This is a genomic window from uncultured Capnocytophaga sp. (assembly GCF_963525585.1).
Lineage (GTDB): Bacteria > Bacteroidota > Bacteroidia > Flavobacteriales > Flavobacteriaceae > Capnocytophaga.
The window spans coordinates 23,479-35,744 of record NZ_CAURLX010000020.1; the positions used below are offsets into that span (position 1 = coordinate 23,479).

Consider the following 12,266-nt stretch of genomic DNA (forward strand, 5'->3'; position numbering starts at 1 on the left):
ATGAAACTTAATAAATACTTGTTGTTTCTTCTAATTTTCTGGTCATTTATGGCTTGTCAGAAAGAAAACATTCAGAGGAATCCTTTTTTGCAAGAGGCAAAATTCACTAAGCGAATTAATTTGAGATTGCCTCAGTATATAAAACTTACTCAGGATAATACTTCTATTGTGATAGATGATGTGGGGCTCAGGGGAATAGTGGTTAGTCATATTTTTGGAAACTATCTTGCTTGGGAACGAGCTTGTCCTTCTCAACCACTTTCAGAATGTAGCCAAATGGAGCTTAAGGATAACTTTACGGTACGTTGCCCCTGTAATAATCAGCTGTATCATCTATCAAATGGACAGCCCTTGAATGGTTCTTCTCCCTATCCTTTACTTAACTATCAGGTAGTGGTTAATGGTAATATGCTAACAATCTCTAATTAAGATGCTTTATAATTTCTTAAACACGACCAAGAATACACATTTATTTATTCTCTATATAATAGGTGTGTTTCAAATATTCTTTTACCGATTTGTGATATTTGAACTTCCTTTTGATGGGATTACTCTTGCGGGAACTATATTGATGTGTTTTCTTCTTTTGGTGAATATATCTACAATATCTCTAATTCATAGAGAAAATCAACTTAATGAGGGAAATCTCTTTGTTATCTTCTTTTGGGTCTTTTTAATCTCTTTTTTTCCAGAAATATATAAGGAGAGTACACAATTTATAGCCAATACAATTGTATTATTTATATTTTATAAGATACTTCAGCTACATAATACAATAGAACCTCGTTTTATTTTTCTTGATACTTCTTTATTAGCCCTTATTGCAGGTTTGTTTTTCTTACCAGCTTGTCTTATATTGCTTTTGCTTTGGGTATATATTCTTATCTATTCTCATAGGCGTTCTCAGAACTTTTTTATTCCTATAGTAGCTTTTATTATTGTTGTAATTATAGTCTCAGCGATAGGAATACTGATAGGTGAAGAAACATTATTTCTTTCTTATTTCCAGTATTATCCTGATTTTTCACCTTCTTCTTTCTTACAATATAAGTATATACCTATTTTAGGTGTTCTTTTGATAAATATATTTCTTACTTTTTGGGTTATAGGTAAGTTTTATAAGCATTATTTATCAAGATTTTTCTCTTTGATAGTGCTTACAGGTGTATTAGGGCTACTTTGTAATGAAAAAAGTGCAGTAGCAATGATCTATTTGACCCTTCCTGCTGCACTTTCTTTGATGATAATAGTTACCAGAATCAGACGATTCTGGATAAGAGAATTTTTTTTAGGAATTTTTATAATAGCCTCAATCCTTTTCTCTTTTCTAGGAGTATTTTTCAGAGAACTTATCTTCCCCCAGTGATCCAACGATAGATATCATTTCCGTTGGCAAATATAAGAAGTGAGAATAGAATAACAATACCTATAATTTGGGCATATTCTAGGACTTTCTCATTAGGTTTCTTTCCTGTAATCATCTCATAGAGTAGAAAAACAATATGACCACCATCAAGGGCTGGAATAGGCAAGATATTCATAAAAGCTAATATAATGGAGAGTAAAGCTGTAATTTCCCAAAAACGTAACCAGTCCCACTGAGCCTCAAAGAGGTTACCCATAGCCATTACACCTCCTACTTGAGTGGCTCCTTGCTTGGTAAAAATATATTTGAATTGAGTTACATAATCACGAAGAGTCCAATAGCCAAAATGGATCCCCTTCCCAATAGATTCTATAAAAGAATAATCAATATGAGTGCTCTTGGTATCGTAAAAATGAGCTGAAGCAACACCAAGAATTCCTTTCTCAGGAGTAATTTTGATTTCCTTATTTTGTCCGTTTCTGAGGATTTCAAGTGTGTTTTCCCCTTCAATAAGATTCTCTTTTAGCTGGTCAAAAAAGGTGAGCTTATTTCCATTAACACTTATGATGATATCACCTTTTTCCAGCCCCATTTTCTGAGCAGGAGAGCCTTCTACCACGGTGTCTATCTGAGGAGTTCTACGCTTAAGGAAAGGTACTTTTTCCCCATTGCGAAATACCTGCATCCCAATGCTATCAGGTAGGTGAATTGTCTGGATTTCTCCATTGGATTTCTGTACAGTAACCTCATTTACCTTACGGACAAGAATCATTTGGTTGATAGAAAAAGTGTTTTCTAGTTCTTTTCCATTGACTTTCAAGGGAATATCTCCATTGGAAAATCCATAAGACTTCATCGTTTCACTTACTTCATATCCGTTAGGGACATCAGTTGGGCGGAATTCATCTTTTCCCCATACAAAAAAGATCATTGAATAAATAATGAATCCTAAAATAAGATTCACAGTAACTCCCCCAATCATTATAATAAGGCGTTGCCAAGCAGGTTTGCTTCTGAATTCCCAAGGCTGTGCAGGTTTTGCCATTTGTTCCTTATCCATACTCTCATCAATCATTCCTGCAATCTTCACGTATCCTCCCAAAGGAAGCCATCCAATACCATATACAGTTTCTCCTATTTTTTTCTTGAAAAGAGCAAACTTGACATCAAAAAAAAGAAAAAATTTCTCTACTCTCGTTTTAAATAATTTTGCGGGAATAAAATGTCCTAATTCGTGTAGTATCACTAAGAAAGATAAGCTCAGGATGAGTTGTCCTGCCTTAATCAAAAATGTATCCATTACTTGAAATTTTAATTTGCAAAATTACTTTTTTATCTTATATATATGGCAAAAAATACTGTTAATTGTTTCTGTTTATATAAAATAAGAAAGTTAAAAATATTATTTTATTCTTAACAACAAAAAAAATATTTTGTATTATCCAAAAATAAAGATACATTTGCACCCGAATTTAAAATATTGTTATATGAAGAAGACAGGAATTTTATTATCTTTATTTGTAACATCTTTGGCCTCAGCTCAAGTAGAGGTAAAGGCTACTGATACTTTAAGAGTAGAAACAATAAGTAATGAGCAAAAAATAGAAGAGGTTAAAGCCAAAGTAGAACAAGAAAGAAAAGAACTAGAAGCTCAAAAAATAGCTGCAGAAAAAGAAGCTAAAGCTCAAAAAGAAGAAGCTGAGAGAGAGGCTAAAGCTCAAAAATTAGCTGAAAAAGAATTAAAACTTAAAGAAAGACAGCAAAAAGAGGCTGAAAGACAGCAAAAAGAAGCTGAAAAACTTCAAAAGAAAGCTCAAAAACAAGCTGAAAAAGAACAGAAATTAAAAGAAAAGCAGCTAAAAGAACAAGAAAAAGCTCAAAAAGAAGCTCAAAAACGAGCTGAAAAAGCTTTGAAAATACAAGATAAAATAGCTAAGGCTAAAATGAAATTAAATAAGGCTCAAGCTGCTTATGATAAGGAAAATCTAAAAATTCAAACGGAATCAGCAAGCGGTAAGCTTAGCGCAGAGAAAGAACTCAAATTACGTACTAAGCTACTTAAAACTAAGTCAAAACTTATAGAAGCTCAATCAGACTTGAAAAACTTAGAAATAGAATTAGAAAGATACAAATAAAATTAAAAGCTATCCTTTTGGATAGCTTTTTTATTTTTCAGGATAGGTATTTACAATGATTTCAAAAAAAGAAGGGTCATAGAGGGTTTTCATTGTATAGAAAGTATCTTTTCTTTCTTTTTTTTCAGAGGGAAAGGAAATGAGATGTAGATCGTTATCCAATATCTGATAAATGAGCTCACTACAATAAAGAGCAGAAGGATCATCAATGGTTCCTATATGATCAAAGGGAATCTTTTGGTGTAAATAATAAAGAGCCTTTTTTACAACTTTTTTTCCTTCTGTAGGTGTTATCTGCTTAGGGCGTACAATGAGAATTTTTTTAGGGGTGGAATATTTTAGGAAAGTTCCGAGGGGCTGTTCCTGCATACCATCTATAGGGCTTACATCGGAGGAAAGAGAATGGATTACCCACCATTGGTTATTCTTACGATAGAGAATTCCTGAATGAGTTACATCAAATGTATCATCATTTAGCCTTTGGGCTATGATATCACTGAAAAAACCGTATCCTCTTCGTAAAATAATATCTCCTTCTTGTAAAAGTTTCTCTTGGGAAGGGCTTAATCTTTCCAAATTTGTATCTTTGATTACTTGTTTCTTCTCCTCTTGTGTATCTATCCAGAAGAATAACTGAAAAGCTCCCCAAAGGGTAAATAAAAAAATCCCAAAATAAAGGAAAATAAATTTTAATTTTCGTTTCATTCTGGGATTTCTAAAATAATTATAATTTGATAGAAAAATTAATAGCTTAGTTAGCTTCTGGAGCAATAGAGGTGGAATCCTGTGAGGTGTGAATATCTTCCTCTGGTAGGATATGCTCATCTCCATCTCCGTGATCGTGCATATGGTCGTGTCCGTCCTCAGGCATTTGCATACCGTTCTCTTTTCCTTGTTCTTTATTGATAGAAACTAACCATTTTCCGTCTATTTTCTTAAGCTCAATGTTATCTTCTCTCTCTTGCCCATCTTCTGTTTTTATAGTATAGAATACTTTTGCCTTGTCTCCATTTTCATCGACTTTGGTGATGGTGAAAGGAACTTTCTTAGCTTTCTTTTGCTTTTCAGGGGCTTCTTTTTTTGCCTCATTTGAAAGTTCTTCGAGCATATTGAGAAGCTTGCCTGTTGGGGCATCACAATATTTTTGAGCTTCTTTGTAGTTCTCTGCATTAAGAGCTTTTAAGAATTTTTCAGCTACTGCTTTGGGCGTATTTTGAGAACAAGAAACTAATAATAAGCTTCCTAATAGGAAAAAGGTGAAAAGGATTTTCTTCATTTTAATTAGTATGTTAAAAGTTATACAAGGGACAATATATCACGAGCTATCTGGATTTCTTCATTCGTAGCTACAATTACAATTTTTACTTTGCTATCATTAGCTTGAATCTCTACGATGTCGCTAGGATGATTAAGCTGTTCATTCTTAAGAGGGTCTATCTTGATTCCAAAATGTTCTAATCCTTCACAGATAGCCTTACGAATCATAGGAGAATTTTCTCCAACTCCAGCCGTAAAGATAAGAGAATCTACCCCTCCTAAGGCTACCATATAAGCTCCAATGAATTTCTTAATACGGTAAGCATACATATCCAAACAGAGCTTTCCATTGGCATCGTTTTCATTTACGAGTTTTTCTAGATCACGAGCATCAGGACTACCAATAAGTCCTTTCATACCACTTTCACTATTGACAATTTTTGAGATCTCTTGTGTAGAGTGTCCCTTTTCTCCTAGGAAGAAGATAACAGTACTATCAATATTTCCTGCACGGGTACCCATAATAAGCCCATCACCAGGACCAAATCCCATAGAGGTATCTATACAGTGCCCGTCCTCATTTACTGCCGCCATACTAGCTCCATTTCCTAAGTGAAGAGTAATATTTTTCATATGAGGCTCATTGAAATGACGACGAGTACGTGCATCTACATATTTGTGGCTGATACCATGGAAACCATATACTCGGATTTTATCTTCTGTATAATAGTGGTTAGGAATTGCATAACGGAAAGCTTTCTCTGGCATTGTTTGGTGGAAAGCAGTATCAAAGATAACGAAGTTCTCAGTTCCTTCAGTGAATATTTTTTGAGCAGCTTCAATCCCGATAATACTAGCTGGATTATGCAAAGGAGCTAAAGGAATCACTTTACGAAGTTCCTCAATAACTTCAGGAGTTACACGTTCTGGAGCCGTGAATTTACCTCCGTGAACCACTCTGTGCCCGATATATTTTACTTCTTTGGTAGATTTGATAACCCCTATCTCACTATCAGTAAGATATTCAGCGATCACCTTGAAAGCAGCCTCGTGGTTAGGAAAGTGTATTTCCTTGCTTATTTTGTGCTTTTCTCCATTCTCCCAGTATTCGTGTGTGATTTTACTAGGTTCTAGCCCAATGCGTTCAGCTAATCCTTTTGCAAGTACCGATTCGGTATCCATTTCAATCAATTGATATTTGAAAGAAGAGCTACCGCCATTAATAATAAGTATTTTCATATTTTGTATATATCAATTAGTTTTAAGTATATTATCATTTTTCTAGAAAGGAAGGTCATCTTCTAGATCGTCTCCTGTCCCTTGAGGTTGAGGAGTGAAGTTACTACCAGGTGTGATGGGAGCCATAGGAGGAGGAACAGGAGCTATTGAGGGTTGGGCAGGAGCTACCTCAGCACTTACAATACGCCAGCCTACTAAGGAATTAAAATATTTTACTTCACCTTGAGGATTTGTCCATTCACGACCACGGATATCAAAAGTAATTTTTACGATTTGTCCAACTTGGAAATTGTTCAATAATTCACAATTTCCTTGATGAAATTCAAAAGAAATGGTTTGGGGATATTGTTCTTCAGTAACAATAACCACTTCTCTTTTCTGAAAGCCATTAGCACCAAAACTTTGGATAGGAGTAATGACTTTTATGCGTCCTTGTAGATCCATAAATTAAGTATTATTAATAAGTCAAATATTGATTGAGAGATTAAAGAAAACAGCTACAAAGCTACTAAAAAAAATGGAATAAACTTCTGTTTTCTGAAAAAATAATTTTATACACTCACAGAAGAATGTTTTTCTTCTTTTCTCTCACGTTTATAAATCCGCTTAAGTTTCTTTGCGATGAACTTATTCAGGTCTTTATCCTTTACAGAGTAAGTATTCAGTAAGAGAACTGGAGCAATTACCCCAAAGGCTAATCCTAAGGTGATGAATCCCATTTGTAAAGCGAGTTTGATAGTCTCAAAGATGGTTTCTAGGGTTTGATCGTGCTCATGGGTAATAGTAACAATTTTAATAAGCCCCATCATAAATTCATAGCCAGACTTACCTGGAATCATATTGATGACAGCAGGAATGGTAAAAACCATAGGAGGCGTGTGTACCCTATGAGCAAAATACATTCCTAAAAAACCTACCAAGCAAGCTCCGACAAAGGAAGAGATAACTACTTGGTCAGGGATTATAGTTTTGATTAGTATAAATTTTGTACTCCAGCCTACAGCTCCCAATAAAGCTGTAGCCCATAAGGCTCTTCTGGGGGTGTTGAACAAGATGGCAAAACCCACTGAAACCCACATAGACCAGAATATACGCTCAGATAATTCCCAAAAAGTATCAAAGAAGTTCATACCCAAAAACAAATAAAGAAAGATAGAAGCCAATAGAAATCATAAAAATAAGAAGCATTGCATAAAAAAGCTTAGCCACTCCTGAAACTATATATCCCGTAAGGGAATCAATGAAGCCATTAATCAGAGGAACTCCAGGGATAAGCCATAACACACAAGCAGCCAGAGCATTCTTATACTCTTCTACTCCAAATGTCCGAAAAATATTCACTACAGATACCGATACAAAAGCAGCCCAAGCCCAACAGATAAAGACATTAAACTTTCTTAATTGTAGAAGCCTTCTTCCTAATAATCCGGTGAGTGTTGCTAGAAAAGAGATTCCAAATTCAATATAACTATTATGATGGTCTCCTCCAAAGATATAGGCTAATGAACCTCCTGCTAGGGAAACAAAAAACCACATAAAATACATATTATAATGAGGTTTTTTCTTTATATAAGCTAGCTCTCGTTCAATGGCATCAATACGGAGTTTCTTTTCCAATACTCGCCAAGAGAGAATACTAATATCCGAAATTGCATTAAAGTTCACTCCGTGATGAGGAATGCTTTTTACAATAGTTTCTTTTTCTCCAGTAGTGTTATTATACACAGTGAGAATAATAGCCGAAAAAGAGTAAAATACCTCACAATGATAGTTTAGAGCTCCTGCAATTCGGTTTACATTTCTAAGAACTCTACGGGTATTAGCTCCTCCTGTGATTAAGATAAAATTCACTTCAGATAAGAGTAGTGCTACACGTTCTATCTCTTTCATATACTATTAAAATCTTTTGGAATGATTCTCTAGTCTGTTATTGTAATAAGAAAATAGTTTTTCTTTCCACGTTGTAAGAGGATAAATCGTTGATTTATCAGGTCTTTTTCAGTAAGGACATATCCTTCAGCTACCTTATCTTTATTTACAGCAATTGAGTTCTCTCCTAAGGCGCGGCGAGCTTCGGAATTACTTTTGATAAAACCAGTTTTGGCAGAAAGGGCGCCAATCATATCTATGCCAGCTTTGAGGTCACCTAAAGAAATTTCAGCTTGAGGAACTCCGTCAAATACCTCGAGGAAAGTCTGAGCATCTAGCTTCCTTAAATCCTCAGCAGTAGAGTTGCCAAAAAGGATTTGAGAAGCTTGTTCAGCTTTACTAAGTTCTTCAGCCCCGTGTACTAGTAGGGTTAGCTCTTGTGCCAATTTGGATTGTAAAATTCTTAGATGAGGAGCTTTATGATGTTCTTCTGTAAGACTTTGGATTTCTTCTTTAGGAAGCATTGTGAATATTTTAATATATCGCTCAGCATCTGTATCAGAGGTGTTAATCCAATATTGATAGAATTTGTAAGGTGAAGTTTTCTCTGGGTCAAGCCATACATTTCCTCCTTCGGATTTGCCGAATTTTGTTCCGTCGGCTTTGGTAATTAGTGGGCAGGTAAGCGCATAAGCTTTTCCTCCAGCAATACGGCGGATGAGCTCTGTTCCAGTGGTGATATTTCCCCATTGGTCGGAGCCTCCCATTTGTAAGGTCAAGTTTTTCTCTTGGTACAGATGTAGAAAATCATAGCCTTGTAGAAGCTGGTAAGAGAATTCTGTAAATGACATACCATCTGTATTCTCATTAGGGTCAAAGCGTTTTTTTACAGAATCTTTTGCCATCATATAATTCACTGTAATATGCTTGCCAATATCACGGATAAAAGAGAGGAAAGAAAAGTCTTTCATCCAGTCATAGTTGTTCACTAGTTCGGCGCGATTGGGATCTGTACTTTCAAAGTCAAGAAATTTTGCTAATTGTTTTTTGATGCCAGCTATGTTGTGAGCTAAAGTTTCTTCTGTAAGTAAGTTTCTTTCTACGGATTTACCAGAGGGGTCACCTATCATCCCTGTAGCTCCTCCTACAAGAGCATAAGGCTTGTGACCACAGTTTTGGAAGTGGCGAAGCATCATCACCCCCACTAAGTGTCCTATATGCAGAGAGTCCGCAGTAGGGTCTATCCCCACATAAGCGGCACGAAGTCCTTCCATAAGGTGTTCTTCCGTCTCAGGCATTATGTCCTGAATCATACCACGCCAACGTAGTTCTTCTACAAAATTTTTCATCAAAAAGCATCTTTAAATAAAAGGCAAAGATACGATTTTTTTTAGATTAAGAGGCAAGTTTTTAAGGAAAAATAAAACATTGTAGAAAAAAGACTATCCAAATATTTTCTGGATAGTCTTCTATCAAATTACTTTAGAAGTTCTAATACAGCCTGATAATTAGGTTCATCTGTAGTTTCTGGAACCTGCTCAGTGTAGATTACTTTTTGATTTTCATCTAGGACAATGATAGCTCTAGAGAGTAGCCCCTTAAGAGGAGAATCCAAAAGTTCAAGAGGGTATTTGTTAGAGAAATCTCCTCTGAAATCAGAAAGTACTTCTACATTCTGGATTCCTTCAGCTCCACAAAAGCGACCAATAGCAAAAGGTAAATCCTTGGATATACATACTACCTTAGTGTTATTAAGAGAAGACGCCTCTTGGTTGAATTTTCTAACAGAGGCAGCGCATACTCCTGTATCCACACTTGGGAATATACTAAGTACTACACGATGTCCCTTATAGTTGCTAAGAGATTTTTCTTTTAGATCACTTCCTACAGCAGTGAAATTAATCGCTTGACTTCCTACTGCTGGCAACTCTCCCTTGGTAGTTGCTGGTTCATTATGAAAGGTTATTTTAGCCATAAAAATTATTTATTATAGATTTTGCAAATATAGAAAATATTGATGAAATAGAGTTTCTTTTTATTTTAAATATTTGTTAAATATTTTTATTTAAGCCTTCCTTGTAGGAACTTTTTTACTTTATCCTTATCATATCCATTGGTAGCTTCCATATTTTCTGTTTTTCTTGTAGCCAAAAGATATCCCTTTTTGTCAAGAACAAGGAAAGCAGGATAGCCATATTTTTCTCCAGGGTTTCCATATTTGGCAAAAGCCTTTTCGTTCTTATTTTCAGGAGAATAATTCAGATGATAATAAAGATATTTTTTCTCTAAAATAGCTTTCAGTTCAGGATCAGTTGTAACTAAGTGATTGAAGCGCAAGCACCATACACACCAATTTCCTCCGATTTGGATAAGAATTTTTTTATTATCCTTTTTTGCTTGGAGTATGAGTTCTTCTATACGAGCCAGCCCATCTTCCTCAGGGTGATAAGGCTTAGGAAGTGTAGCTTTCTCCTGAGCAATTTGTTCTGAACTACTTTGAGAAAAAGCAACCAAATTCCCACAGATAATTAGTGCTATAAGCAAGTATTTTTTCATAGAAAAGGTGATGTTTTTAGAGAATTAGCATAGCATCTCCATAGGAATAGAATTTGTATTTTTCCTTTACAGCCTCTTCATAAGCTTCCATAATGAGATCGTGTCCACCAAAGGCTGAAACCATCATCAATAGAGTTGATTTGGGAGTATGGAAATTGGTAATCATTGCGTTAGCAACTCCGAAATCATAAGGAGGGAAGATGAATTTATTTGTCCATCCTACAAATGGATTTAAGGTATTATGAGAGGAAACGGAGCTTTCCATAGCCCGCATCACTGTTGTTCCTACGGCACACACACGTTTGCCTCCTTCCTTAGCTTTATTCACAACAGAACAAGCCTCTTGAGGAATCATAATCTCTTCACTTTCCATTTTGTGCTTAGAGAGATCTTCCACTTCCACGGGGTTAAAAGTTCCCAGTCCAATGTGTAGTGTGAGTTCTGCAAAGTTAATTCCTTTTATCTCAAGGCGTTTCATTAGATGTTTTGAGAAGTGTAATCCTGCAGTGGGAGCAGCCACAGCTCCTTCATATTTAGCATAGATTGTTTGGTATCGCTCTTCATCCTCAGGTTCTACAGGACGAGAAATATACTTAGGTAGAGGGGTGTGTCCCAGCTCTAAGAGCTTATTACGGAAACCTTCATAAGAGCCATCAAAAAGAAATCGAAGAGTACGCCCACGAGAGGTTGTGTTATCAATTACTTCTGCAACTAATTCTTCATCAGGGTCAAAGAAAAGCTTGTTGCCGATACGTATTTTCCTAGCAGGATCTACCAAAACATCCCATAAGCGTTGTTCCTTATTAAGTTCTCTTAGGAGGAAAACTTCTATTTTGGCATTGGTTTTTTCTTTATGTCCATACAAGCGAGCAGGGAATACTTTTGTATTATTGAGAACAAATACATCTCCGTCATCAAAATAATCAATGACATCCTTGAATAGACGGTGTTCTATTTTTCCTGTCTTGCGGTCTACCACCATCAGGCGAGCTTCATCGCGATTCTCACTAGGATATTCAGCCAATAGTTCCTTGGGAAGGTTAAAATTAAAGCTAGATAGTTTCATCTGTTTTTAGATAGAGTTCAATGCGCAAAGGTACGATATTTTAGGGGGCTTTGTCAAGTTTTTTTTGAATTATTTTACAACTGATATGATTTTTTCGAGAATCTCTCCCTGAGAAAGCCCTATACAAGGGATTGTAAAATGAGCTTGAGAGTAAAAAGGAATACGCTCAAAGAGGTGTTTATAGATGAATTCTTCAAGGGATTCATCTTCTAAATGGGCAATAAGGGGACGTTGTGATTTTTCAGGCAAAAGCCTTATAATGAGTTCTTTAGTAGGTACTTGTAAATAAAAAAGGTAAGGAGTAGCTTGCCTAAGGAGTTCCATAGCATTTCCATAGCAAGGAGTTCCTCCTCCTAAAGAAAGAACAAAGGAAGTAGGGGAGGATAAGAGTTCTTGTAGGTAGAACTGTTCTTTTCGCCGGAAGTAGATTTCTCCTTTTTCTTTAAAGAGAATGGAAAGGGGGAAGCCTTCTTTTTCTTCGATAAAGAGATCTAAATCGATAAAAGGAAGAGCTAGTGTAGTTGCTAGAAGCTTTCCAATAGTGGATTTTCCGCTTCCCATATATCCTAAGAGAATAATTTTTTTATTCATAAATAATTGTAATATAAGTAGTTGTAATAATGATAAAAATAAAATGCAAAAATAATGAATTTTTGCTTGTATATCTAAAAAAAATCCGTAATTTTGCACCCGCAATAAATTCTTTCTCAGAATACAAAAATTAAGGACTTGGTAGCTCAGTTGGTAGAGCACAACACTTTTAATGTTGGGGTCCTGG

Annotated in this window: 15 protein-coding genes; 3 read left to right on the plus strand and 12 right to left on the minus strand. The window is 35.5% G+C overall.

The window, feature by feature from the left end:
- A complete protein-coding gene (locus RYK20_RS06255; RefSeq protein ID WP_314894810.1) occupies positions 1–429 on the plus strand; it encodes a hypothetical protein in 429 nt (142 codons plus the stop codon).
- A gap of 91 nt (positions 430–520) precedes the next feature.
- On the plus strand, positions 521–1,366 hold the full coding sequence (locus tag RYK20_RS06260; RefSeq protein WP_369011043.1) for a DUF6427 family protein: 846 nt from the start codon (positions 521–523) through the stop codon (positions 1,364–1,366).
- Here RYK20_RS06260 and rseP read toward each other — a convergent pair.
- Entirely contained in the window at positions 1,350–2,666 is a 1,317-nt protein-coding gene (gene rseP, locus RYK20_RS06265; RefSeq protein ID WP_314894812.1) for an RIP metalloprotease RseP, read from the minus strand. The genes RYK20_RS06260 and rseP overlap by 17 nt on opposite strands.
- A gap of 187 nt (positions 2,667–2,853) precedes the next feature.
- Between rseP and RYK20_RS06270 the strand changes: the two genes are divergently transcribed.
- Positions 2,854–3,501: a hypothetical protein gene (locus RYK20_RS06270; protein ID WP_297980756.1), complete on the plus strand. Its 648-nt coding sequence runs from the start codon at positions 2,854–2,856 to the stop codon at positions 3,499–3,501.
- Between the two features lie 30 nt (positions 3,502–3,531).
- Here the strand turns inward: RYK20_RS06270 and RYK20_RS06275 are convergent, their stop codons facing one another.
- From RYK20_RS06275 to RYK20_RS06325, 11 genes are all read right to left on the minus strand, one after another.
- Positions 3,532–4,206 carry a YiiX/YebB-like N1pC/P60 family cysteine hydrolase gene (locus RYK20_RS06275; protein ID WP_314894813.1) on the minus strand — a complete coding sequence of 225 codons (675 nt, stop codon included), beginning with the start codon at positions 4,204–4,206 and terminating at the stop codon, positions 3,532–3,534.
- Between the two features lie 46 nt (positions 4,207–4,252).
- A complete protein-coding gene (locus RYK20_RS06280; RefSeq protein WP_297980760.1) occupies positions 4,253–4,777 on the minus strand; it encodes a DUF4878 domain-containing protein in 525 nt (174 codons plus the stop codon).
- A 20-nt stretch (positions 4,778–4,797) separates the two neighbouring features.
- On the minus strand, positions 4,798–5,997 hold the full coding sequence (locus tag RYK20_RS06285; protein WP_297980762.1) for an acetate/propionate family kinase: 1,200 nt from the start codon (positions 5,995–5,997) through the stop codon (positions 4,798–4,800).
- Positions 5,998–6,039: 42 nt separating this feature from the next.
- Positions 6,040–6,441, minus strand: a complete 402-nt coding sequence (locus RYK20_RS06290; protein ID WP_314894814.1) for a DUF3127 domain-containing protein — start codon at positions 6,439–6,441, stop codon at positions 6,040–6,042.
- A 107-nt stretch (positions 6,442–6,548) separates the two neighbouring features.
- Complete coding sequence (locus tag RYK20_RS06295; protein WP_297980767.1) at positions 6,549–7,127, minus strand: threonine/serine exporter family protein; 579 nt, start codon at positions 7,125–7,127, stop codon at positions 6,549–6,551.
- Complete coding sequence (locus tag RYK20_RS06300) at positions 7,114–7,887, minus strand: threonine/serine exporter ThrE family protein (RefSeq protein WP_314894815.1); 774 nt, start codon at positions 7,885–7,887, stop codon at positions 7,114–7,116. The genes RYK20_RS06295 and RYK20_RS06300 overlap by 14 nt, the downstream gene beginning before the upstream one ends.
- Before the next feature lie 29 nt (positions 7,888–7,916).
- Complete coding sequence (tyrS, locus tag RYK20_RS06305) at positions 7,917–9,215, minus strand: tyrosine--tRNA ligase (protein WP_311457087.1); 1,299 nt, start codon at positions 9,213–9,215, stop codon at positions 7,917–7,919.
- Positions 9,216–9,343: 128 nt separating this feature from the next.
- Positions 9,344–9,841 (minus strand): thiol peroxidase, encoded by a 498-nt coding sequence (tpx, locus tag RYK20_RS06310; RefSeq protein WP_311457088.1) that lies wholly within the window; start codon positions 9,839–9,841, stop codon positions 9,344–9,346.
- 86 nt (positions 9,842–9,927) lie between these two features.
- The gene (locus tag RYK20_RS06315) at positions 9,928–10,422 is read right to left on the minus strand and encodes a thioredoxin family protein (RefSeq protein WP_314894816.1); all 495 of its coding nucleotides are present in this window, start codon (positions 10,420–10,422) and stop codon (positions 9,928–9,930) included.
- 16 nt (positions 10,423–10,438) lie between these two features.
- Complete coding sequence (gene queA, locus RYK20_RS06320; RefSeq protein ID WP_297980777.1) at positions 10,439–11,488, minus strand: tRNA preQ1(34) S-adenosylmethionine ribosyltransferase-isomerase QueA; 1,050 nt, start codon at positions 11,486–11,488, stop codon at positions 10,439–10,441.
- Between the two features lie 69 nt (positions 11,489–11,557).
- The gene (locus RYK20_RS06325; protein ID WP_314894817.1) at positions 11,558–12,079 is read right to left on the minus strand and encodes a shikimate kinase; all 522 of its coding nucleotides are present in this window, start codon (positions 12,077–12,079) and stop codon (positions 11,558–11,560) included.
- Positions 12,080–12,266 lie beyond the last annotated feature (187 nt).